This window comes from Domibacillus enclensis (genome assembly GCF_900156125.1).
Taxonomy (GTDB): Bacteria; Bacillota; Bacilli; order Bacillales; family Domibacillaceae; genus Domibacillus; species Domibacillus enclensis.
The window spans coordinates 388,739-411,296 of sequence record NZ_FTLX01000003.1; the positions used below are offsets into that span (position 1 = coordinate 388,739).

31 protein-coding genes are annotated in these 22,558 nt (G+C 44.4%); 21 read left to right on the forward strand and 10 right to left on the reverse strand.

The window, feature by feature from the left end; all coding sequences use genetic code 11:
* Positions 1 to 354: 354 nt before the first annotated feature.
* The 8 genes from BW952_RS08685 to BW952_RS08720 all read left to right on the forward strand — a co-directional run bounded on the left by BW952_RS08685 (position 355) and on the right by BW952_RS08720 (position 6,389).
* Entirely contained in the window at positions 355 to 1,311 is a 957-nt protein-coding gene (locus tag BW952_RS08685; RefSeq protein WP_045849938.1) for a sugar-binding transcriptional regulator, read from the forward strand.
* 23 nt (positions 1,312 to 1,334) lie between these two features.
* The gene (locus BW952_RS08690) at positions 1,335 to 1,769 is read left to right on the forward strand and encodes a transcriptional regulator GutM (RefSeq protein ID WP_045849937.1); all 435 of its coding nucleotides are present in this window, start codon (positions 1,335 to 1,337) and stop codon (positions 1,767 to 1,769) included.
* 5 nt (positions 1,770 to 1,774) lie between these two features.
* Entirely contained in the window at positions 1,775 to 2,320 is a 546-nt protein-coding gene (gene srlA / locus BW952_RS08695; protein WP_045849936.1) for a PTS glucitol/sorbitol transporter subunit IIC, read from the forward strand.
* A 13-nt stretch (positions 2,321 to 2,333) separates the two neighbouring features.
* Positions 2,334 to 3,335, forward strand: coding sequence for a PTS glucitol/sorbitol transporter subunit IIB (gene srlE / locus BW952_RS08700; protein ID WP_045849935.1), 1,002 nt, complete (start codon positions 2,334 to 2,336; stop codon positions 3,333 to 3,335).
* 19 nt (positions 3,336 to 3,354) lie between these two features.
* Positions 3,355 to 3,720: a PTS glucitol/sorbitol transporter subunit IIA gene (locus BW952_RS08705; protein ID WP_045849934.1), complete on the forward strand. Its 366-nt coding sequence runs from the start codon at positions 3,355 to 3,357 to the stop codon at positions 3,718 to 3,720.
* A gap of 35 nt (positions 3,721 to 3,755) precedes the next feature.
* Entirely contained in the window at positions 3,756 to 4,556 is an 801-nt protein-coding gene (locus tag BW952_RS08710) for an SDR family oxidoreductase (protein WP_045849933.1), read from the forward strand.
* A gap of 226 nt (positions 4,557 to 4,782) precedes the next feature.
* Positions 4,783 to 5,766, forward strand: a complete 984-nt coding sequence (locus BW952_RS08715; RefSeq protein WP_045849932.1) for a ring-cleaving dioxygenase — start codon at positions 4,783 to 4,785, stop codon at positions 5,764 to 5,766.
* 17 nt (positions 5,767 to 5,783) lie between these two features.
* Positions 5,784 to 6,389 carry an NADPH-dependent FMN reductase gene (locus BW952_RS08720; RefSeq protein ID WP_175607570.1) on the forward strand — a complete coding sequence of 202 codons (606 nt, stop codon included), beginning with the start codon at positions 5,784 to 5,786 and terminating at the stop codon, positions 6,387 to 6,389.
* A 252-nt stretch (positions 6,390 to 6,641) separates the two neighbouring features.
* On the opposite strand, the gene BW952_RS08725 is transcribed toward BW952_RS08720, so the two are convergent.
* Positions 6,642 to 7,118, reverse strand: a complete 477-nt coding sequence (locus BW952_RS08725; protein WP_045849930.1) for a GNAT family N-acetyltransferase — start codon at positions 7,116 to 7,118, stop codon at positions 6,642 to 6,644.
* A 1-nt stretch (position 7,119) separates the two neighbouring features.
* A complete protein-coding gene (locus tag BW952_RS08730) occupies positions 7,120 to 8,016 on the reverse strand; it encodes a PhzF family phenazine biosynthesis isomerase (protein ID WP_045849929.1) in 897 nt (298 codons plus the stop codon).
* 198 nt (positions 8,017 to 8,214) lie between these two features.
* Between BW952_RS08730 and BW952_RS08735 the strand changes: the two genes are divergently transcribed.
* The 5 genes from BW952_RS08735 to BW952_RS08755 all read left to right on the forward strand — a co-directional run bounded on the left by BW952_RS08735 (position 8,215) and on the right by BW952_RS08755 (position 11,149).
* Positions 8,215 to 8,601: a GNAT family N-acetyltransferase gene (locus BW952_RS08735; protein ID WP_045850064.1), complete on the forward strand. Its 387-nt coding sequence runs from the start codon at positions 8,215 to 8,217 to the stop codon at positions 8,599 to 8,601.
* Between the two features lie 20 nt (positions 8,602 to 8,621).
* On the forward strand, positions 8,622 to 8,834 hold the full coding sequence (locus BW952_RS08740) for a DUF6366 family protein (protein ID WP_045849928.1): 213 nt from the start codon (positions 8,622 to 8,624) through the stop codon (positions 8,832 to 8,834).
* A 154-nt stretch (positions 8,835 to 8,988) separates the two neighbouring features.
* Positions 8,989 to 9,660, forward strand: a complete 672-nt coding sequence (locus tag BW952_RS08745) for a hypothetical protein (RefSeq protein ID WP_045849927.1) — start codon at positions 8,989 to 8,991, stop codon at positions 9,658 to 9,660.
* A 296-nt stretch (positions 9,661 to 9,956) separates the two neighbouring features.
* Entirely contained in the window at positions 9,957 to 10,310 is a 354-nt protein-coding gene (locus tag BW952_RS08750; protein ID WP_045849926.1) for a hypothetical protein, read from the forward strand.
* 203 nt (positions 10,311 to 10,513) lie between these two features.
* Positions 10,514 to 11,149, forward strand: a complete 636-nt coding sequence (locus BW952_RS08755; RefSeq protein WP_231581323.1) for a class I SAM-dependent methyltransferase — start codon at positions 10,514 to 10,516, stop codon at positions 11,147 to 11,149.
* A 69-nt stretch (positions 11,150 to 11,218) separates the two neighbouring features.
* Here BW952_RS08755 and pdxR read toward each other — a convergent pair whose 3' ends face one another.
* Complete coding sequence (gene pdxR / locus BW952_RS08760; RefSeq protein WP_045849924.1) at positions 11,219 to 12,610, reverse strand: MocR-like pyridoxine biosynthesis transcription factor PdxR; 1,392 nt, start codon at positions 12,608 to 12,610, stop codon at positions 11,219 to 11,221.
* A gap of 161 nt (positions 12,611 to 12,771) precedes the next feature.
* Here pdxR and BW952_RS08765 point away from each other — a divergent pair, with 161 nt between their 5' ends.
* Positions 12,772 to 13,635 carry a DMT family transporter gene (locus tag BW952_RS08765; RefSeq protein WP_045850063.1) on the forward strand — a complete coding sequence of 288 codons (864 nt, stop codon included), beginning with the start codon at positions 12,772 to 12,774 and terminating at the stop codon, positions 13,633 to 13,635.
* Positions 13,636 to 13,804: 169 nt separating this feature from the next.
* Here BW952_RS08765 and BW952_RS08770 read toward each other — a convergent pair whose 3' ends face one another.
* Complete coding sequence (locus BW952_RS08770; RefSeq protein ID WP_045849923.1) at positions 13,805 to 14,674, reverse strand: aminoglycoside 6-adenylyltransferase; 870 nt, start codon at positions 14,672 to 14,674, stop codon at positions 13,805 to 13,807.
* A gap of 501 nt (positions 14,675 to 15,175) precedes the next feature.
* Here BW952_RS08770 and BW952_RS08775 point away from each other — a divergent pair.
* Complete coding sequence (locus tag BW952_RS08775; RefSeq protein WP_045849922.1) at positions 15,176 to 15,796, forward strand: NAD(P)-dependent oxidoreductase; 621 nt, start codon at positions 15,176 to 15,178, stop codon at positions 15,794 to 15,796.
* Between the two features lie 262 nt (positions 15,797 to 16,058).
* Entirely contained in the window at positions 16,059 to 16,592 is a 534-nt protein-coding gene (locus BW952_RS08780) for a GNAT family N-acetyltransferase (RefSeq protein WP_045849921.1), read from the forward strand.
* Between the two features lie 538 nt (positions 16,593 to 17,130).
* Here the strand turns inward: BW952_RS08780 and BW952_RS08785 are convergent.
* The gene (locus BW952_RS08785; RefSeq protein WP_045849920.1) at positions 17,131 to 17,355 is read right to left on the reverse strand and encodes a LexA family protein; all 225 of its coding nucleotides are present in this window, start codon (positions 17,353 to 17,355) and stop codon (positions 17,131 to 17,133) included.
* On the reverse strand, positions 17,348 to 17,572 hold the full coding sequence (locus tag BW952_RS08790) for a hypothetical protein (protein ID WP_045849919.1): 225 nt from the start codon (positions 17,570 to 17,572) through the stop codon (positions 17,348 to 17,350). Before BW952_RS08790 ends, BW952_RS08785 begins: the two co-directional genes overlap by 8 nt.
* Before the next feature lie 188 nt (positions 17,573 to 17,760).
* Between BW952_RS08790 and BW952_RS08795 the strand changes: the two genes are divergently transcribed.
* The 4 genes from BW952_RS08795 to BW952_RS08810 all read left to right on the forward strand — a co-directional run bounded on the left by BW952_RS08795 (position 17,761) and on the right by BW952_RS08810 (position 20,137).
* The gene (locus BW952_RS08795; protein ID WP_045849918.1) at positions 17,761 to 18,006 is read left to right on the forward strand and encodes a hypothetical protein; all 246 of its coding nucleotides are present in this window, start codon (positions 17,761 to 17,763) and stop codon (positions 18,004 to 18,006) included.
* 696 nt (positions 18,007 to 18,702) lie between these two features.
* Positions 18,703 to 19,149 carry a hypothetical protein gene (locus BW952_RS08800; RefSeq protein ID WP_045849917.1) on the forward strand — a complete coding sequence of 149 codons (447 nt, stop codon included), beginning with the start codon at positions 18,703 to 18,705 and terminating at the stop codon, positions 19,147 to 19,149.
* A 1-nt stretch (position 19,150) separates the two neighbouring features.
* Positions 19,151 to 19,375 (forward strand): helix-turn-helix transcriptional regulator, encoded by a 225-nt coding sequence (locus BW952_RS08805; RefSeq protein WP_045849916.1) that lies wholly within the window; start codon positions 19,151 to 19,153, stop codon positions 19,373 to 19,375.
* A 57-nt stretch (positions 19,376 to 19,432) separates the two neighbouring features.
* The gene (locus BW952_RS08810) at positions 19,433 to 20,137 is read left to right on the forward strand and encodes a DUF4386 domain-containing protein (protein WP_045849915.1); all 705 of its coding nucleotides are present in this window, start codon (positions 19,433 to 19,435) and stop codon (positions 20,135 to 20,137) included.
* Between the two features lie 156 nt (positions 20,138 to 20,293).
* On the opposite strand, the gene BW952_RS08815 is transcribed toward BW952_RS08810, so the two are convergent.
* Positions 20,294 to 21,370, reverse strand: a complete 1,077-nt coding sequence (locus tag BW952_RS08815) for a serine hydrolase domain-containing protein (RefSeq protein WP_052698385.1) — start codon at positions 21,368 to 21,370, stop codon at positions 20,294 to 20,296.
* A 166-nt stretch (positions 21,371 to 21,536) separates the two neighbouring features.
* On the opposite strand from BW952_RS08815, the gene BW952_RS19875 reads away from it, so the two are divergent.
* On the forward strand, positions 21,537 to 21,704 hold the full coding sequence (locus tag BW952_RS19875; protein WP_420809996.1) for a DUF7225 domain-containing protein: 168 nt from the start codon (positions 21,537 to 21,539) through the stop codon (positions 21,702 to 21,704).
* A 122-nt stretch (positions 21,705 to 21,826) separates the two neighbouring features.
* On the opposite strand, the gene BW952_RS19365 is transcribed toward BW952_RS19875, so the two are convergent.
* The 3 genes from BW952_RS19365 to BW952_RS08825 form a co-directional block, all read right to left on the reverse strand.
* The gene (locus tag BW952_RS19365) at positions 21,827 to 21,970 is read right to left on the reverse strand and encodes a hypothetical protein (protein ID WP_156149409.1); all 144 of its coding nucleotides are present in this window, start codon (positions 21,968 to 21,970) and stop codon (positions 21,827 to 21,829) included.
* Positions 21,971 to 22,074: 104 nt separating this feature from the next.
* Positions 22,075 to 22,299, reverse strand: a complete 225-nt coding sequence (locus tag BW952_RS08820) for a LexA family protein (RefSeq protein ID WP_045849914.1) — start codon at positions 22,297 to 22,299, stop codon at positions 22,075 to 22,077.
* Positions 22,292 to 22,516 carry a hypothetical protein gene (locus BW952_RS08825; RefSeq protein WP_045849913.1) on the reverse strand — a complete coding sequence of 75 codons (225 nt, stop codon included), beginning with the start codon at positions 22,514 to 22,516 and terminating at the stop codon, positions 22,292 to 22,294. The genes BW952_RS08820 and BW952_RS08825 overlap by 8 nt, the downstream gene beginning before the upstream one ends.
* Positions 22,517 to 22,558: the final 42 nt, after the last annotated feature.

Consider the following 22,558-nt stretch of genomic DNA (forward strand, 5'->3'; position numbering starts at 1 on the left):
GCCGAACGACTGCGACGTTTTCGCATGGTCGTTCGGCCTTTTTCGATGGTGAGAACTTTCTTGTCCCAACCTGTTTTTTTGACAGGTGATCAATTATTTTCAGTCAAATGTTACCTTTGTTAAAGCAGCACAACAAAAAAGTGTGGATGTCTCCTAATCCGTCACGGTATGTATCAACTGTCCGCCATTTTGTTGAAATAGTATTCTTCCTGATCCATGATCATCCATCGACAAAATTTTCTCCAAAAATCCTTGACTTTCTTTTTATGAAAACGTATACTTCATTTAAATTCAATAGCACATATGATACTTATTTGCACAAGTGTGCAAGGGATATTCAGAAGGAGGGGCAGAATGGACAGCAGAGAAGAAAGACGATTATTAGTCCGGGTGGCTCAAATGTATTACGAGGAAGATATGACCCAAAGCCAAATTTCCAAAGAGCTCGGCATTTACCGCACATCCATTAGCCGGTGGCTGAAAAAAGCCCGTGAAGAAGGCATCGTGAAGATTACAATTAACAAGGACATTGACGAAACCTTCGATCTGGAACAAAAATTGATGAAGCTTTTTCAAATGCGCGAAGTGATTGTCGTGTCGGCTAAAAAAGACCAGACAGCTGATGATAAAAAGAAAGCGATTGCCGCAGCAGCGGGGGATTTCTTGAAACGGATCATTAAAGATGATGACGTGGTTGGGTTTGCCTGGGGAAGCACCGTGGCCAGCATGCTGGGCGAGTTTGTGAACGTGCCAAAGAAGGATGCCCATTTTGTACCACTCGTTGGGGGACCGGGGCCAATGGATACAAAGCATCATGTGAACACGATCGTCTACAAAATTGCGGAAGATTTTAAAGGAAGATCTTACTTCATTGACGCTGCCGCAGTGGTGGAACGAAAAGAAACGAAGGATGACATTGTGAAATCCAATTATTTTGAAAAGATTGCGGAGCTTTGGGGCCAGTTATCGATTGCGGTCGTCGGAATCGGAAATCCAAATCAGTCATCGAATCTCGTGTGGGCGGGTTTTTGCGGAGAACAGGATATTGACGTGCTGAACAGCAATGGAGCCATAGGCGATATTTGCTCACGCTTTTACGATATCGATGGAAACGAAATCAAGTCTGAACTGTCAGACCGGACGATCGCGATCGACATCAACAAGCTGAAGGAAACACAGTATTCAATTGGGGTTGCAGAATCCATTGAAAAAGCGCCTTCAATCATCGGCGCGTTAAGAGGCGGATATATTAATACGCTGGTGACGACCGATGAAACGGCCATTGAAATTTTAAGGCAGGCAGCGCTTTAATCCATGTAATAGGAGGGGTGTTTATGCTGATTTATGTCATGATTCTGATCGGCTGTTCCTGGCTGATGCAAAGTGTGTTCGGCTTTTTGCAAATACGGCATTTTAACCGGAAATACGCTGACATGCGGAAGCTGGGAAGAGTCGCGATTGGACGGAAAACAGGTTTATTTAAAGCAGGAACGGTTGTGATGTTTGCCATCGACCGCCAAAATAATATTTTACAAGCATCTAAAATGCAGGGGGTTACCGTTCTTTCCCGCGTAAGACCGTTGAAAGGGTTTGAAGGTAAACACTTTTTGCGGCTTGGGGAAGACGATTTCCATAAAGTAAACAAGCTGACGAAGCTCGCGATTCAAGATGCGCTCGAAAGCTACCATATTATTGCGAAAGGAGGTGAATTAAAAGTTAAGAAGAGCTGGATGGATCAGTTGTTTTCGAAAAAAATTAAAACGAGGTGAAGGGAATGGATTGGTTAGTAACAGCAGCAGATGGATTTATGAATTTGTTTGAAGCAGGTGCCGAAACATTTGTTGATTTGGTCACAGGAATTGTCCCATTGCTCATTATGCTCCTGGTAGCAATGAATGCGCTGATCCGGTTTGTAGGGGAAGAGAAGGTCGAAAGCATCGCCAGGCGCTCTGGGAAAAATGTCTTCACACGATACCTTGTGTTGCCGGTGATTGGAACATTCGTATTGGCGAACCCGATGACCTTGTCTTTAGGGAGATTTCTGCCAGAGAAATATAAGCCGAGCTACTATGCATCTGCGTCATACTCATGCCACACGCACAACGGCTTGTTCCCACACGTTAATCCGGGCGAACTATTTGTTTTTCTAGGAATTGCAGCAGGGATTACCACTTTGGGCTTAGAAACGACGGAATTGGCGCTGCGCTATTTTCTTGTTGGGGTTGTGACAAACCTTTTCAGAGGCTGGGTGACCGATATGACGACCCATTTTGTGGCGAAGCAGCAGGGTGTGACATTAAAAGATACGGTTGACGTATAAGGAGGGAAAAAGGATGACGAATTATCAATCTATTATTGTTCATGCAGGTCCCGGTGGATTTGGTGGGCCGCTGGTAATTACACCGGATGCCAATAAAAATAAAATCGTTTATGTAACAGGCGGAACAAAGCCCGATATCGCGGACCGGATTGCGGAATTAACAGGCTGCGAATTGGTAGACGGATTTAAAACAAGCGTTCCAGAAAGTGAGATGCTCTGCGTCATTATTGACTGCGGCGGCACCCTTCGCTGCGGACTGTATCCGCAAAAACGAATTAATACGATTAATATTATGCCGACAGGCCAAAGCGGACCATTGGCCAAGCACATTACAGAAGACATTTATGTATCCGGTGTCAAGCCGCAAAACATTGAACGTTATGAAGGTGCTGCAACACCTCCACCGTCCAATGCTGATCAAAAAGAGAAACCCGTCTCTGTACCTAAGTATAGCGCAGATAAAAAAATTAGTGAACAACAAAAGCCTAAAGGATTTATTGCCCGCGTCGGCATGGCGATGGGTTCGCTCGTCAACGTCTTTTATCAGGCGGGCCGCGACACCATTGATACGATCATTAAAACCATTTTGCCGTTTATGGCGTTTGTGGCCATGCTGATCGGCGTTATTAAAGCCTCGGGCATTGGTGATTTATTTGCGGCGTACTTATCGCCATATGCAGGCTCCTTGCCAGGCCTGCTGTTAATTTCTCTTATTTGTTCTTTCCCGCTTTTATCTCCTTTCTTAGGGCCGGGCGCTGTTATTTCTCAGGTCATCGGGACACTGATTGGCGTTGAGATCGGCAAGGGAAACATCCCTCCGCATCTGGCTCTTCCGGCTTTGTTTGCGATCAACTCGCAGGCAGCGGCGGATTTCGTTCCCGTCGGTCTTGGGCTTGCGGAAGCGGAAGTCGAGACGATTGAGGTTGGGGTGCCGTCTGTTTTGTACGGACGTTTCTTAACCGGAGCGCCGACGGTCTTTATTGCATGGCTCGCAAGCTTCGGCTTGTATGAGTAATGAAAAGGAGGAAGTTCTCATGACAACCATTTATCAAACGACCATTAATCAATTAGGTCCCGATGTTTCCGCTTTTTTATCCGAAAAAATGTTCATTTTATTCGGACAAAACGCACCAGCAGAGCTGGCGGACTATTGCTTGCTTATTGATGTGAACAGCGTGGAGGGTGACATTGAAGCAGGGGACAAGCTCCTGTTTAATGACAACGCATACCGTGTCACTGCCGTTGGAAGTGTGGTAAAGCAAAACCTGGGTGCACTTGGGCATATAACGCTAAAGTTCGATGGCGCTTCAGAAGCAGAGCTGCCAGGTACACTTCATTTAGAAGAGGCGGATATCGACGTTCCGGAAATAGGATCAACCGTACAAATTGTAAAAAACTAAACGGATAAAATGGGAAAGAATGAGGAGGAAATAACATGGCACAATCATGGCTTGCAATAGAAAATAAAGTAGCAATCATCACAGGTGGCGCTTCAGGAATTGGCGCTAAAATTACCGAGAGCCTGCTGCAAAATGGCGTGAAGGCCGTAGTCGCTGACTTAAACGTCACAACAGGCGAGCAGCCGGATGGCACATATCATATTCAATGCAACGTGACGAATAAAGAAAGTGTGGAGCAAATGGTCAAGCACGCTGTAGACCATTTTGGCACCATTGATATATTGGTGAATAATGCCGGCGTCAACCTGCCGCGCCTGCTCATTGATTTTGTCGGCAAAAAGCCCGAATATGAGCTAAACGAAAAGGATTTTGATTTTATGGTAGCAGTGAATCAAAAAGGGCCTTTCTTTTGTGCACAAGAAGCAGCACGCGTCATGGTGGAAAAGAAAAGCGGCGTGATCATTAACATTTCGTCAGAAGCTGGTATGGAAGGATCGGCCGGGCAAAGTGTCTATTCCGCCACGAAAGGTGCTGTCAATGGATTTACCCGCTCATGGGCGAAAGAACTCGGCAAATTCAACATCCGTGTCGTTGGCGTAGCACCAGGCATTAATGAACAGACCGGCTTGACCACACCTGCCTACAACGAAGCGCTGGCTTATACGAGAGGTGTCACGGTAGAAGGATTAAATACCGATTACACGAAAGTGATTCCGCTCGGCCGGCCGGGCACGCTGGAGGAAATCGGTGAACTTGTGACGTACCTGGCTTCGGAACGGTCAAGCTACGTAACGGGGACAACGTTGAATATTTCTGGAGGCAAATCTAGAGGATAAGGAAAAAAGAGCGGTGAATTCTTTCACTGCTCTGTTTTTGTTTAGGGACGAAAAGGGAAGCTAGCATCACACATTCACTACAATTCAATTGGTTGACACCGAAAGAAACTCATGATATTATTATCTCGAATTCAAGATAATTTCACAAAGGTCGTTATTAAATTTTTTTATCTATATATCTCGATATCGAGATAATTACACTGAATATCAAAGGAGAGAAAGCATAATGAATGAATTAAAAGGATTGCACCACGTCACCGCGATTACGAGCAGCGCTGAGAAAAATTATGAGTTCTTTACTCATGTACTGGGCATGCGTCTTGTGAAGAAAACGGTCAATCAGGACGACATCCAGACGTACCATTTATTTTTCGCGGACGACAAAGGTTCAGCTGGGACAGACATGACCTTTTTCGATTTCCCTGGCATGCCAAAGGGAACGCACGGAACCAATGAAATTTATAAAACGGCTTTTCGCGTTCCGACGGATGAAGCGCTAAGTTACTGGGTCAAGCGCTTTAATAAATATGAAGTAAAGCACAAAGGCATCCAGGACGTTTTTGGTAAAAAAACACTTTCCTTTGCAGATTTTGATGATCAGCAGTACATGCTGATTTCAGATGAACACAATGAAGGTGTTGCATCCGGGACGCCTTGGCAAAATGGACCGGTGCCGCTGGAGTTCGCCATTACCGGTCTGGGTCCGGTTCACCTGCGCATTGCAGACTTTGACCAGCTGAAAGAAGTGCTGGAAAAAGTGATGCTGATGCGGGAAATTGCCAAAGAAGGCTCCTTCCACCTGTTCGAGGTCGGAGAAGGCGGCAACGGGGCGCAGGTGATTGTAGAACATAATATCCTCCTTCCGCAGGGACGGCAAGGCTTTGGCACGGTCCACCATGCGGCTTTCAGAGTAGCCGATACGGACGTGCTGCACGAATGGATTGAGCGGCTGCAGCAATTCGGCTTACAAAATTCCGGCTACGTCGACCGCTTTTTCTTCGAATCGCTTTATGCGCGCGTAGCAAGAGGCATTTTATTCGAATGGGCAACGGACGGTCCGGGCTTCATGGGTGATGAGCCGTATGAAACGGTTGGGGAAAAATTGTCGCTGCCGCCATTTTTGGAATCAAAGCGTAACCAGATCGAAGCAATGGTGCGCCCTATAGATACGGTTCGCAGTACTCAGACGTTTGAAAAAGAATACTTATAAAAGGGAGCAAACACAAAATGGGAATTTGGACTAAACTATTCGGCGCATCGCAGGAAACGAAACAAGAGGAGGAAGTAATTATGGAAAAGCTGAACATTGGAATCATTTTAGGATCTACACGTGAAGGGCGCTTAAGTCCGCAAGTAGGGCAGTGGGTGAAAGAACTGGCAGATCAGCGCGGAGATGCGAACTATACCATCATCGACATCGCGGATTACCGATTGCCGCTGCTCGGTGAAAGTGGAGGCGATGCCTCAGGGGCAGCGGCATGGTCTGAAGCTGTCGCCAAGCAGGACGGCTTTGTTTTCATCGTACAGGAATACAACCACTCGATCACCGGCGCACTTAAAAACGCCCTGGATTACCTGCGCGTGGAATGGAACAACAAAGCAGCAGGCATCGTATCATACGGTTCCGTTGGCGGTGCACGTGCTGCCGAACATTTGCGTGGCATTTTAGGGGAGTTATTAGTGGCAGACGTACGGGTGCACCCTGCATTATCCCTGTTCACTGATTTTGAAAACGGAGCAGAATTAAAAGCAGCGCCCGTTCAAGCCGAATCTGTCAATCAAATGCTTGATCAGGTCATTCCTTGGTCGACAGCGTTGAAAACCATTCGTTAAATTTCTTGTGTTGTACAGATCTCCATAGAGAATAAAAAACACTTGTTTAACTCAGGCCTCCTCGTTTTCAAAATGAGGAGGTTTATTTTTCTTTGATGAAAAGGCTTAGCTTTTTGCCATCGATGTCATTCTAAAATAATAGCCATCCGGATCCATTACCCTAAAATCTGTTAATCCCCACGGTCCTTCACTTTCTTTGTATATCAATCAATAAAAAAATCGATAATCTCTTACTATTACATGCCATTCGTTTCATGATGTAAGGTGCTTTGTCATTGAAATGACTTTTATCTTTACGCCATTTGGCTTTTGTACAAAATTTTCACTATAAATCTGATAACCAATAGAACGATATAGGCTCACATTTTTCGGTATAGCAGCACGAACTTTGCAAAAGATCCGCGACAGGTCATTTTGTTTTGCATAGGCCTCTATGGTTTTTAGGAGCGCTTTTGCGAAGCCTTTTCCTTGATATTCAGGCAGTACAGCAAGTCTATAAAAATAAAGGCTAGTTTTCTGTATCTGAAACCGTACCATCCCTACAGGCTGATCATCAATGTATCCAATAAGAGCTCGTTCTCCCTCGTACAAAGCAGAGGAAATTGATTCTACGGTTTCCTTCAACGCACTTGAAGGTGGTGCTTTATCTTTATCGTTCTCGAATGCTTTTATCATTATGTAGTGAATGGCGGGTGCATCAGAAGGTATTGCAGGTTTAATGTGTATCATATTACCCGAGCTCCATATCCAAGCTAATCGTTTTAACATAAACGGCTGTGCCCGAAATCGAAACATCCATTTGACCGTCCGTTTCTTTTAAATGAACAAAAACTCGTCCATCTTTATTGATTTCATGACCTTGTTCAACAATGAGTGTAGCTGGCAAAGGCATATTTGGGTCAACAAACCTCTTGTAATATGCGCCCATGACCCCTGAGGCCGTCCCTGTGACCGCATCCTCTATTGTTCCTGAATAGGGAGAAGAAAAGTGACGCGCATGCAGATCATTTTCGGTATCCCGGACCTCTAGACAGATTGGGTGCAAGGATGCTCTGGGCATTTCTTTTAAAAGATGGGGAAACTGCTCGGTGGCCGGCTTCATTTGCTCAAAGCTGGCTAATGTTCTTATTGGCACAATAACCGTCCAAATGCCCGTACTGCCATATACGATTGGGTATTCCGTGTGCACATCCTCTTCTTTTAAACCGATGGCATCCGCTACATCCGCCATTGAACCGCCAAATGAACGGAATGCCGGCTTTGCATGCTGCATGTTCATGAGCAGCTGGCCGTTTTCTTCACGAACCTGTATAGGCAATACACCTGCGTTTGTTTCAATCGTGAAATTGGACAAAGGCAGCAAGCCGCTCCTTTTTAACGCATACACGGTCCCCATCGTGGCGTGCCCGCATAAATCAATCTCGTGACCAGGCGTGAAATACCGAATGCGAACATCTGCTATGTCGGAGGAAACCACGAAAGCGGTCTCATTAAATCCTACCTTCCTAGCAATCGAAAGCATCTGTTCCTCTGTGTAATCATTACCGTTCAGCACGACACCAGCGGGATTTCCTTTCCCCGGAATCGAACTAAACGCATCAATATGGGCTACCTCAACGTTTAACATCATGCAAGCTCCTTTAAGCGAACTGAATTTTTCTCCATTAGTAAATACTCGCCATCATTATACAACATTTGGCTCAAATAGATTGCATGATTTTTCCTGAAAGGGTAAGATTGTTAAAAATTAGTGGGGGAGAGGGGAATCGTGACAGCCATTATTCGAATCGCAGAAGCAAAAGATCGAGAACTATTAACAAAGCTAATGTATCAATATATTGTGGATTTTTATGAGCGGCCAAAGCCGCCCATTGACAAGGTCCACCAGTTAATTGACATGCTTCTTGAAGGAAAAAAAGGGATTCAATTTGTCGCAGAAAAGGAAGGGGATCTCGTAGGTTTTGCGACTCTCTACTTTAGCTTTAGCACAACAAAAGCAGAGCAAATTACGGTCATGAATGATTTGTTCGTCATCGAAAAAGCAAGGGGGACAGGGACGGCACAGCAGCTGTTTGAGACCTGTCAAACGTTCACAAAAGAAAATGGCTTTGCCCATATGTCATGGGTCACCGCAGCGGATAATAAACGAGCACAGCGATTTTACCAAAAAATGGGCGGGTCTGTCGGAGACTGGCTGAATTATTCAATCTGATGAAACGAGGGGGAGCGATCATGAGTGAGAACAACGAAACGCCGGAACGAAAAAGAGAGCGGCTTCGACAAGGAGAATTAAAAAGAAATCCTTCTGGAAATATGAATGACGCATTAAACCGAGGAGGAGCGGGGAACCTTTCTGATTTGGCTGGCAGTTTAGGGTGGAAGGGAATCGGTATAATAATCCTTGTCATAGTAATTGGTTTTTTATTATTATCAATCTTTTTTTAAAGAAGAAGGACATTTTTCAGAACAGCTGCAACCTGATTAATTGGCTTCTTTTCCCCATCCGGTTGAATATTGATTTCTTTAAAATAACATTTTTAGTATGTGTATTACATTTTTTACATTTATAGATTATGATAGGGGAAAGGGAGTGAGTTACTTGTTTAAAAAGATGAAAGCAGTTCTTATTTTGTTTGCGGTTGTTGCCTTGTTTTTAAGCACCTATCGTCCGGCTGAAGCGGTCAATCCGATTAAGCCAAGTCAAAGCCGTGTCACCCATACGTTAAAGGATGTGAATGGGGTCGCGTATAAAGTGTATTTTGCCGGTGTGAGAGAAAAGAAAGGCTATGCATCTAATGATCAATGGCCATTTGTATGGGCAGGGACTAATGAAGGTGACCTTGTGTACAAAGGAAACTACACACTTTATACACATAAAGTCGGCACTAGCCACATAAAAAAATCAAGCTTCTATTTTAAGGACTATGAGTTAAATGCGATGAGAAAAATGGTTCATGTTTTTCCTTCTAAATACAAAGGACAGCCAGACATTTTAGCTGTTGCAGAAACAGATAGCTCGAGCTTTGAAACGGCTCAATGGTACTACATTCATAACGGTGCGTTAACGAAAATAGTCGATGCCACGTATACGAAACGGGCAAAACGGATCGCGATGAACCAGCTGCAAATTGCCGGCTACCTAAACGACGAAGGTGCCTGGTATTTCAGTGACTTCATTTTCAATCCGAAGAAAAATGAATTTGGCGGCATTGATGCAGAAGTGAAGAACCCGGGCCAAGTGATCAAAAACTGGCCGAAGCACTGGCAATAGAAATACGCCTCTGTAGCTCTAGAAGGGAAGAGCGCCGGAAAACATTGTCGCTACCGGGTCGCAAGGCAAGGGTTTTAGAAGCACCGAAAAGCAAATAAGCTGAGGCAGGTGCAATTCCTGCCGGTGAAAATCCGTAGGGAAGCGTGTTCTCCCCTAGCCTATGCTTACGAAAGGAGTGCGGGTTCGAATCCCGTCAGAGGCATTTGAATGATGGAGTGACTTATTAAATGGCTTGATTCCAATAGGTCTGGCAAAAGAGATAGGCAGAGCATTGCTTTTATAAAGGAGTATGCAACATGAAAAGGTATGTCACTAGGGGATTTTTATTTGGAATAATATTGATTGGTATACTTGTATTTCAGCCGTTTGGATCTTCCACTGAAGAGTTATACGGGACGGTTAACTTTATCGATATAGAGGACAAGCGGATCACGATTGATGCAAGTAATTGGGCAGTAGAAAACGGATTGAAAGAGAAAGAAACGGATATTATGATTGAAAAAACGGCTGTAATAGGAGAAAACACCGTAATCAAGGATGGGGACGGAAAGACGGCATCACTTCACAACGTTTTCACAGGACAAAAAGTATCGCTTATTAAAGATAAAAAATCCGACGTGTGCAAAAAATTAACATTGAATGTTGATTAATATGGATTCTGTTTAAAGCGATGATCCATTGTACGTGTGTTGGGTTTTGCTAAGTAAAAAAAGGTAGAATCGCGGGTTTTCTCATTTTTTTTGAAAATGAGAGACCATTTTTATCATTTAAACGAAGGGAATGAGGGGTTGTGAACAAGGTGGGGCTGGATTTAGAACGTATTGTTTTTATTGGTCGAACATTTGAGGAATACATGGCGATGTTTTCGCTTTCGATAGACGAGCTGGAAGGGAAAAAGATACTGGATTGTCCGGCAGGGGCATGCTCGTTCACGGCTGTCAGCCAGCAAAAGGGATTGGATGTGACGGCCTGTGATATTGCGTACTATCATCCGGGTGAAGCGCTTGCTCGTAAAGGGAAAAAAGATTTGAATCACGCGATGGAAAGAGTGGAAAAAGCGAAAGCACAGTACGTGTTTGAGTATTTTGACGATGTAACGGATTTGGCACAGCACCGAGCCCGCGCCCTCCGTGATTGTGCGGCGGATATGAAGGAGCGTCCAGAGCGCTACGTGCCTGTGACATTGCCTTCGCTGCCGTTTAAAAGCGAGCAATTTGACTTGATTCTCTCAGCCCACTTTTTGTTTACATACGGTGATCGGCTCGATCAAGCGTTTCATTTGAAGGTGCTGGAGGAATTGCTTCGGGTCGCAAAGGAGGAGGTTCGTCTTTTTCCCCTTGTGGACCTTTCCGGAAGCCGGTACGAGCATTTAGATGAGATCATCACCATGCTTGAAAGCCAGGGGTATCAAGTGGAGGAACGATCGGTACCGTACGAGTTTCAGCGGAATGCGAACACGATGATGCGCATTCGAAAACGAGCAGACTGATATTCACTACGAACAAAACAGTGATTTTAATAGAACTGCGTTCGCAAGTGGCCAAAACGGAAAGCGGCATTATAAGTCCCAGGCCGCTTTCAGTTTTTTAATGCCTTCTCGTATATGCTCCTCCGAAACACCTGCGAATCCAATTAAAACGGTGCGCTCCGGCGGCTGATTTTGGTAAAAAACAGATGCAGGATAAATCTTCACACCCTGTTCTTTTGCTTTTTCGATAAGTTCTTCTTCGTTAAAGGACGAGTCAACATCCAACAGGAGATGAAGACCTGAATTACCGCCTCGAATCTTTACACGCGTTCCAAGCGTACTCTCGATAACCTCCAGTAAAAGGGCTCGTTTCCGCTTATACAGCTTTCTCATCCGGTTCAGGTGCTTCTGCCATTCGCCATTTCTCATAAATTCCGCCAGCGTCAGCTGACTGTGGCTCGAAACCGTTTGTTTGTACAAGGACATGATCTCCCGTCCTTTTTCCAGTAAATGCGGCGGGAGAATCATATAGCTGATGCGCAAAGAAGGAAGAAGGGATTTAGAAAAAGTGCCCATGTAAATGACCCGATTGTGCTGATCAAGCCCTTGAAGTGACGGGATCGGCTGCCCGCTGTACCTGAATTCTCCGTCATAGTCATCTTCAATAATGAACGCTTCTTGTGCGGCCGCCCATTTCAGCAGCTGCATTCTTCGGTTGATCGACATAATGGTGCCAAGCGGGAACTGGTGAGAAGGCGTGACGTACAAAAGGCGGGGCTGCTTTTGCTGAATATCTTGCATGCAAATGCCTTCATCATCGACTGAGATGGGCAGAACCTGCAGGTGATTCACTTCAAACAATGCTCTTGACCTCGAAGAACCTGGATCTTCAAATCCGATCGCTGCATATGGACGGAAAATGTGGCACAGCATGTGAATTAGAACAGGGCTTCCAGCGCCGATCACTACTTGGTCAGGTGAGCAGCGCACACCGCGCGATTGATACAAATGGTCGGCAATCAGCGTTCTGAGCTCCAGTTCCCCCAGCACATCCCCCGGCCGGTACAGAGTATGTCCATCTTGATCCAGGCGATGAACCGTGCTTTTTCGCCAGGCGGAAAAAGGAAAGTGAGCGGGGTCGACGTGTCCGAAGTGAAAATCAATCATCGGCTCCGTTTCTTGCCTGTGGGGATTTTTCAATGGCGAAGCGGCAGGCTCTGAGTGAACAAAATCACCTCCATCATAATCCGCAAACCAGCCGCTTCTTGGCTTGCTGAGGAGGTAGCCTTCCGCCGCCAGCTGTTCAAACGCCCGCTCCACGGTCGTCTGGCTGATCGAAAGCTGGGCGGCGAGCAGTCTTTTGGAAGGCAGCTTTGTTCCTTTTTGAATACGGCCTGCATGCATATTTTCTTTGAAAAACTGATAAAGCTGCTGATACAGCGGAATGTCGAGGTGGCGATTAACAAAGGGTGTACTATCCATTTTGGGAACGTCTCCTAACTGGCATGGTTTAATTTAAAGAAACTGGCTATTTTGAAAAGATCAGTTCCGGCTTATAGTCATTATAATCCATTTAGAAAGGATTGTTTATCCAGACCCATTTAGGTCGTGATAAAAATGAAATTAGGTGTGGAGTGATGACGATGAATCAGGCAAGAAGCGGATGGGTAAACGGATTTTTAGGTGTTTTGATTTTTAGTGGGTCGCTGCCAGCGACACGTCTGGCTATAGCGGATTTTGATCCGTTGTTTCTTACGTTTTGCCGTGCTGCCATTGCCGGTGCATTAGCGGGTGCTCTTCTTCTCCTTTTTCGGCAGCCCCGTCCTGCCAGAAGCGATTTTTTTCCGTTATTGATCGTTGCGCTGGGAGTGGTAGTTGGGTTTCCGTTGCTGACGGCACTGGCGCTGCAATATGTCACGTCAGCGCATGCCATTGTTTTTATCGGGCTGCTGCCGCTTTCCACAGCAATCTTCGGTGTGATTAGGGGTGGGGAACGGCCGCGATTTGCTTTTTGGCTTTTTTCCATTGCCGGCAGCATTTTAGTCGCCGGTTTTGCCCTGTGGCAGGACGCGTCTTCTTCTGCAATCGGTGATGCCTTTATGCTGGCTTCGATTGTGATCTGCGGCCTTGGCTATGCAGAAGGCGCCAGGCTCTCGCGCCGGCTTGGGAATTGGCAGGTGATTTCCTGGGCACTCGTTTTATCACTGCCCAATATGCTGCCGCTCTCGATCTACTATCGGCCAGGCTCATGGGCAGCCATCGGCGATCCGGCTCTCTTCAGTCTGGCGTACGTATCGTTATTCAGCATGCTCATCGGCTTTGTATTTTGGTACCGGGGTCTTGCCCAGGGAGGGATTGCGGCGGTTGGCCAGCTTCAGCTTCTTCAGCCGTTTTTCGGTCTCTTGCTTGCCTCTATTTTCTTAAAAGAAGACGTGAGTTTCGCTCTCATCGCAGTGAACATGGCCGTTGTCCTGTGCGTTGCCTCTGCTCGCCGCTTCGCCGGATAATTTCTGGACGATTCCTTGGACAAAAAAGCGCCTGTCACTTGAACGAAACAGGAGACGAGTACGGCGAAATAAAAGCAGGAAATCTCATCGGCTTGTTAGTATAGAAGCCCAGAAGCCGCTAATGCCGGTTGGTGCTTGCTGAACATCAAACAGAAGGATTCATAAGTAATTAAAAAATGGTCTTGGCATCCTTCTGCAAATGCTGCGCGGACTTAAGGAAGTGCAGCATGGCTCGTTCTTCTTCCTCCGCGTAAATAAAATCGAGCTGTGCAGCCACATTCAGCGCAAGTTCACGAAAAAGGGCACAGGCGGCAAATATACTCTTCCAAATATCGTCAGTTTCGCCACTGGAATAGGTGGATTGATAAGTCAACCACTGATCATGCGTAAGGTCATGTCGAAAGTATTTTCCCATTTTGCCAACGGACACGTGGAACTGATGCTTGCAGCCAATCCACCAGGAAATCATCTGGTCCAGCTCCTTCCGAATAATACGTTCAAACATCTGTTTTGCATACGGAAGTTCCTCACGCCAAATCCCTTTCCCAACATTCTGCAGGCACCACCAAAACTCATTTGTACAGCGATAATAGTCCGCAGCGGTCGGCTTTTGAACATGATAGGATCGATCAGAGGGAGGCGGAATAACGGGTAAAATCCCATCTTTATCTAAGATTGGAGCTGTTAAGCTGTCTCTTTCGTACGTGCGTTTCATTTCTTCTATCGTCTGCAGGCGCAGATCGATCCTGTTCCCGTCCGTAAACAGCATTAAATATCCATAGGAAGCGTATAGGTTGTGCGGCATGTCCACTTCATCGGGCTTTTGCATGATCAGCCGATCCCCGAATACATTGATCCAATCAGGTTTCTTCAAAAAAGAAGCAATCTCGGTGACGACATAAACAATATCATAATCCTGGAAAATATCTGCGGGTGCTTTTGCATTCACACGGGATCCATTTTGATAAACAGCCCTGACTCTGTCGTTTTTTCTGGCTGTTTCGATGATTAGGTGCATCATGTCTTGTTCATTTCTCATTTGAACACCTCATTTCTATTATCTTGATCCAGCCATTCGGCAGAAAAGGGACCGGAGTTTGTGAAGCAGATTCTTGCGTCATTCGACTGAATAAAGCATAACAGCTTTACGTCCTCCATTCTAATTTTTCAACAGATGCTGATATAGAATTGGTTCGTATCAAGTATCTACTATAAGACGTAGGAGCTGAACTTGACATGAACCCTAGCGAATATTCAATGTGCAGCAGGAACAGACCGTTGAGCAAATGGAACTTTTGAATTTCTGGAACGTATAGAGTATTAATCACAGGAGGTGTTACAATGAGTTTTGGTACGTGGCTTGCTATATTTGTGGCTCTTTTCGCCGGTGTTATGTGTGCAAACAGCAGCAAGAAAAAGTGAATCGATTAGAGCTCTCTCTTTTAATGCAAGGATAAACAAAATGGTTTCCATACAGTTTACGTAATAGAATAAACTGTTATAGGTAAATATTAGTAGGTGGAAAAGGAGCCTCATTCAGATGAATATTTTAATTTTAGGTGCAACCGGTCGAGTTGGTCGGCAAATCCTTTCTCATGCGCTTCATGACCAGCATCACGTGACTGTATTAGTCCGCAATCAAGAGAAGCTTCAAATAAACAATGAAAAGTTAACCATTATTCAAGGGAATGTTTTAAATAAAGAGGAGATCGGACGTGTAATGAACGGGATGGATGTCGTGATTAGTGCACTAAATACCGACGGCACGACCACTTTATCAGAAAGTATGCCGCTTATTATCGAAGCAATGGAAAATGAGGGTATAAAGCGGATCATCACGATTGGAACGGCGGGTATTTTGCAAAGCAGAACCACGCCCGATGCTCTGCGTTATCAATCAAGCGAGTCAAAACGCAAAACAACCCGTGCAGCGGAAGAACATCACAAAGTGTACGATCTGCTCAGCCAATCAGCCCTCGAGTGGACAATTGTCTGCCCTACATACTTGCCGGATGGAGAAAGGACAGGCAACTATCGAGTAGAACGAAATCTTTTGCCGGAGGGTGGCGCTGAAATATCGGTACCGGACACAGCAGAATTTGCATTCGGACAAATAAACGCACGAGATTATATAAACTCACGTGTAGGTATTGCTTACTAATACTATTCTTATTCGACTTCAACAAAATCAGATTTAAAAAAGGGACTCATATTGATTTCTCTTAAAAAGTACTTGATAGGTGTATGCTTATTCAAATATTCTCGTTTAGGGATTAGGACCTCCTTCCATTTCAATTATTTGTATTTTATGGTATATTTAGCGTGAATGATATTAGCATCGAAAGCTATTCGGATTTTGCTGGAATAGGACACTTTATGGAGCCATGACAGTTAGTTTTTTTAAAAAGAATAGGAGATGATGAATGGATATTTTCATTAAGCAAGAACTCTCAGAACAATACAGTGCGACGGAAGAAATCGTCAAAAGTGCTTTTTTGAATGAAAAATATAGTGATCAAAAAGAGCACCAACTTGTAAACCGGATCAGACAGTCCGAAGCGTTTATTCCTGAACTTTCATTAGTTGCTTTAAATCAAGAAAACGTCATGATCGGGCATATTCTCTTGTCGAAAATAAAGATCATAGATGAAGATAAGCAGACAGATTCCCTGGCCTTGGCTCCTGTTTCTGTTGCACCTGAGTATCAAAGAAAGGGGATTGGCAGTCAATTAATTCATCATGCTTTAAAACGAGCAAAAGAGCTTGGCTATTCTTCTGTCATTGTTCTAGGGCATGAAGCGTATTATCCGAAGTTTGGGTTTAAACGAGCAAGCTTGTGGAATATTCAGGCGCCGTTTGAAGTGCCGGATGAAGCGTTTATGGCGCTGGAATTAACAGAGAAGGCGCTGGAAAACGTCCGGGGTGTTGTGCATTATTCAAAAGCTTTTCTAGAATGAAGACTGTCGATGGAAAAAGCATCATTTACTAAAAGGAGGGTGTCCTGAAAATGATTTTTGCGCCATTTTCTGCGGGCGCCCTCTTTTTTTGAGAGGTAAAGATATACGTGGGAAATTATTGAAGTCAACCACTTGCGGAAGCATGTCAATGCGGTCAATTCCCAGAAAACAAACTATTTTGCGCCGTTTCAGGATACAAAAAAGGTTCTCAATTATTGCTGATTCATGGTATTCAAGAGATATTTAAGTGTGTTGATCTTTTTTAGAAAGTGACTAACAAAGTTTGCATCACTTCTAAGTCAATGCATTATGATTTAATGTTATACTATTCCTTCTTCATAACCCTTCTCCACAGGATTACGCATACAAATGCTCGATGAATGAGGATAAATAGTGGTGGGCAAACCACTGATGGAATTTAAAAAAGCAGCAAAGTGAATTGAACGCTTTACGAAAAAAAAGGTATACGTGAACCTTTTTGTTTGCGTATACCTTTTTATACAAAACTGATAAGTCTTTCAGAAGAACACGAGCTTGATCAGATGGCTTCTTTAATCACCCGCAATGTCCGTGCTTTCCCTTCCTCCCACGTCACATACCCCGACTTCCGCAGCCGGTCCAGGTGGCCTTTTACCGTCGAAGCCGACTTCAATTCCACCGCTGCCCGGATCTCCTGCAGAGAAGGCGGGTAATTCCTCTCGGTTGAAAATTCATGTATATAAGCCAGCATTCTCCGCTGGCGATCAGAAAGTGTGTTACGCATACTGTGCACCCTTTCGCTGTTTGATTTTAGCGGCAGACAAAATATTGCCGCGTTTAAACGTTCTTTTTTGCTTTCTCGTGAAGCAGTACGCATGGATATACTGATGGTCCATGCGAATCACAGAAATGGTCCGGCGGCTGATGACGTTTCGTTCTGACAGGTACATAATCTCAATCGGCATCTGCTGTTCGAGGGATGCCTTCAGTAAAAAATCCACTCCGAACCGCTCCCTTTCTCTCTTCATTATACAGAACAAACGTTTTGTGATCAACTAAAAAACAAACGTACTTTCGATTTAATTTTCCTCCATTATGAAAAATTACATTTGCCAAATGGAATATTTGTTCTTATACTGGACATAATATAGGTAAGGAACATATATTCTCATTAAAAGAAGTGAACGTGGTGAGAAAACAATACGAAGACCGCGGCATGCTCAAATGGCGGGGCCTGATCCTGTCCGAGCACGCGGAAATGATGAAGAATGAAAAAAGCAAAATTATCCGAAGAGAAATCTACTTTGACGACCAGCAGTACGAAGAAATGAACCGGATCGCCAATATCTCGATCCATCTAAAAAAAGAAGTCATCTTTGAACTGAACACATTCGACGATGAGGACCTGCTGAAGGTGAGCGGGGGTGGTGTGTGAATGCGCCAGCCTGCCCGGGCAATAGCCGTATCTCAGGCTGAGCGGCTTTAGCTCGCGTTTCTGGGCAGAAGAAATTGTGTCGGTGAAGCTGGCTGAAGGGGACGGATATGAAGACGTCATTGAAGACGCCCAGCTGCCGCGCCGCAGTGTGGTCTGTATGGGCGTGAAATCCTTCTTCGCCAGTGTCAAAGCAGTGCGCAGGCGGCAGCATCGAGACCACTGTTGCCGCAAGAAAAAAAGGGGAAGAGCTGTACCATGATCCATATTTATAAAGATCAGATACCTAAGTTAAAAAGGGTCCTGCCTGCAGACGGCGAGACCCTTTTTTTTATGCAATGTATTAACGTGCTCCAATCCAGCTGAAAAACCGCTTCTTTTTCACTTCCGCTTTCCGAGCTTCCTGTGACGCTTTGAGCGATTCAAGCAGCAGCTGATCCCGCCTGTTCAGAGACTCCTTAATATAGTGCTGCTGTTCTGTTCATCCAGCTTCGTGACAAGCGCCTAATTAAACTGCTCCTGCAAATCCAACCTCTCTATAATAACAGCCAGGTCTCCACGAAGACCGGCACATTGCCCTATTAGACGATGTCCAGCTTTTTTTATGTAATATAAACTTGACTTTATGTATAGTATATATTACATTTTGTATAACAAGATGTACTTAGTGTAAAAGTGAACGTACAAGGAGGGGAAACCGTGACTTATCAAGAAAAGAAAAGCATCGTATCGCTGATCAGCGCTATTCTCATTTTCGGATCTTTTTGTTTGTACATGTACCCGCAGCATCCCCAAGGGGGGCTGGAGTCGATCGAAACCTTGCGCTTTTGGGGTTCCTTCGTCGTCGTCTTAACTTTGGTTTCAATAGTCGCCCATATCTTTATCAGCATTATTTTTAATATTGTTTTTAGAATTACGACCAGAGAAAAGGAACCAACATTTGCGGATGAACTGGATAAGTTAATTGACTTGAAAGCGAATCGGAATTCTTTTTTTGTGTTTGTCCTCGGCTTTCTTCTTGCAATGGGATCGCTGGTCGTCTATCAGCCGTCACAGGTAATGTTTATGATCATGATCACTTCAGGATTCATTTCCGATGTGACCGGCTCCGTTACGAAACTTTATCACTATCGGAGAGGAGTCTAATATGGGCAAAAGCCTTGTCGACAATCACATTCGAAAATTACGATTCACCCATGATGAAATGACTCAGCAGCAATTGGCTGACAAGGTAGGCGTCACAAGACAAACCATCGTGGCTCTTGAAAAGGGAAATTATTCACCATCTTTAGAACTGGCTTTTCGAATTGCTCACGCCTTTGACTTACCGTTGGAAGAGGTATTCTTTTATGGGGACAACACAAAGCTGTAAGAACGATGATTGTTTTTGCTTTACTGTTTATGAATTTATTGAAAGAAGGGGATAATAATGAATTCAAACAAAAAAGCAGCAAAAATTGTGGGAGTACTGTTTTTACTTGCAGCCATTACGGCGATAACAGGTCTTATTTTATACGACCCTATCCTAAAAGGTCCCGATTACCTGATTAAAGGTTCTGAACACGCCAACCAGGTGACGTTGGGAGCGCTTATGGAGTTAATACTTGTCGCATCAGCGATTGGTACTTCAACGGCAATGTTTCCATTTTTAAGAAAGTATAATGAAACGATAGCTCTTTGGCATGTTTGCTTCAGGTTTCTTGAAGCGGTTATCATTACTATTGGTGTAATCAGCGTACTTTCCCTATTGACCTTAAGCCGGGAATTTGTAGCGGCAGGAGCCCCGGATATCGCCTCTTTTCAAACTTCAGGCATAGTATTAATAGCAATACATGACTGGACATTTATGCTTGGCCCCAATTTTATGCTGGGCATCAATACAATGATGTACAGTTATATATTGTATAAATCCAAGCTTGTACCCAGGTTTATACCCATCTTGGGTATGACAGGGGCAGCTCTCATTTTTATTTGTGCCTTGTTAGTCATGTTTGGTGTAATTCAACAAGTTTCTGTTTGGGGTGCTGTTTTGGCTCTTCCAGTCTTTGCTAATGAAATGATTTTAGCAGTATGGCTCATTGTGAAAGGATTTAATGAATCTGCAATTGCTTCCATGTCTGCAAAAATGAAGTAAATGAGCAATATAAGGAAGCGTTTCAGCCGTTAATCAGCAGACGTTATTAGATGCAGTGTTTAAAGAAGCAGTTGCCGTTTTAATTATATCTTTAAGTCTCGAGTGAATCCTGTTTATGAAAAGCGAAGCTGAAGTGATTTTACTATATGTTGATTCTCACTCTATCCTCTTTAAACGAGTCACAATTTCGATCAATGCTTTGAAGCTTTGAGTCATCTGTTCGCTCGAACCAAAATTCATGATGATATAAGTATCTGTTGTAGGATCATAAAACATGTGGGTAGAAAGAATGCCGATATGCCCTTTTACTCGAGGAAGGCCTCTCAGCAGAAAAAAGAACTCTTCAAAGTGAATCTCCATCATGCCTGTTCCATAATAGATTCCCCGTCTGAATTTATGGCGGCCGTTTTCCATTATGCGTATTTTTTCTTTGCTGAATAAAGCTCCGGCATTAAACCCCTTATAGAAAGCAAGCAGGTCCTTTGGTGTGGAAATAATTCCGCCGCCCGCCCAGTCTGCACTCAAGCTTTGATTGGCAGTCACCTTTGAGCCGTTCAGCCAAATGTCCTGGATTGCTTTTTGGGGGTTGGAGGGCACAGAGTAATAAAGCAAATAAGAATCATTCATGCCAAGCGGCTGAAAAATAAGTTCATGAAGATTTTGGTGAAACGGCTTACCGGTTACCTTTTCAATAAGCAGTCCAAGTAAGATATAGCCAGTATCAGAGTAGTGAAAAACCTGGCCGGGCACACCGACTGCCTGCTGGCGCTCTCTTGTAAAGTCAATCAATTCAGATGGCATCCAATTTTTATCCGGTTCAGAAATAATCAATTTGGTCATTGGTGCACCAATTTGAACCGAATCTTCAAAATAGTCGCCGATTCCTGACGTATGAGCTAACAATTGTTCCAGTGTAACGTCTTTAGCATGATCTTTTCCTTTAACAACAAAAAGTCCTTCAAGCTCGCTGCCTGTAAAATACTTTAAGAGGGGGTCCTGTAAGAGGACACCCTCTCTTTCAGTGAGCATCATCATAAGAGAAGCCGTAAAAACCTTTCCTATGCTGGCTATGTGAAACGGCACATTCCATTCACCGGAGGAATACCCATATTGAAAATCGAGTTTATCGCTTTGTACTAAAACTTGAATACTTTTGGCTGCTTTTTTTCGCTCAAGTTTAGCGAAATATCGATCAAACTGTATTTTGGCAGTTTCTTTACTCATTGCTTTCATGACCAATTCCTCCTGTTTTCTGGTTTGAAAGTGCAGCTATTTTCTTTTATTCTGAAAAAAGAGCTTTTTAGCTCTCAGCATGTTCTTCACTTACCACTCCATAGCTTTCTTCTTATCGGATTATTGTTACAACCGCTATAACGCAGGCGTTGTTTAAAGAGCATTTATTCGTGTATGTGTACCCCATACGTATAAGTATATGGGTGAACGAGCTCCGTATACCGGTTTTATATTTCAAAAACCAAAAGGTAAATCGAAAAAGCCTGTTCGTAGGGAAATAGGTAAATGGTTAATATTCACTGAACGAAAATCCTGTTGGAACCGGGACAGATAACGGCGAATCAAAAGAAAACATTAGCCGTCAGCACCTCGAAAAGCTATATGAGAACAGGCATTAGACCAACAATTCCTAGGTATCTCCCGCCTTTGGTACAGGATCGCTGCGATAGCCGACTGCTACTGAATCGACAGCCCACTCCAAAGAAGCAGGCGCTGAAAACCAGCGGATGACAGGGAGGGATTGTACACAGAACGCGCGGATAGCGTTGTATACAGCTGCGTGTACACGGCGTTTTCTGTGGTGCCAAACAGCGTTGGCATATTTAGGTTCTGCTTGAGCCAGCGAAAATTTGAAAATGGACTTGGAATGATCTCATTCCAAGTCCATTTTGTCTACAGTCTGACCATCTGACTAATCAGATGGCTCACATTGCTTCCTTTATCACCCGCAATGTCCTGGCTTTCCCTTCCTCCCACGTCACATATCCCGACTTCCGCAGCCGGTCCAGGTGGCCTTTCACCGTCGAAGCCGACTTCAACTCCACCGCTGCCCGGATCTCCTGCAGAGAAGGGGGATAGTTCCTCTCCGTTGAAAATTCATGTATATAAGCCAGCATCTTCCGCTGGCGGTCAGAAAGTGTGTTACGCATACTGTGCACCCTTTCGCTGTCTGATTTTAGCGGCGGACAAAATATTGCCGCGCTTAAACGTTCGTTTCTGTTTTCTCGTGAAGCAGTACGCATGGATATACTGAGGATCCAGGCGAATCACAGAAATGGTCCGGCGGCTGATGACGTTTCGTTCTGACAGGTACATAATTTCAATCGGCATCTGCTGTTCGAGCGATGCCTTCAGTAAAAAATCCACTCCGAACCACTCCTTTTCTATATCTACATTATACAGAACAAA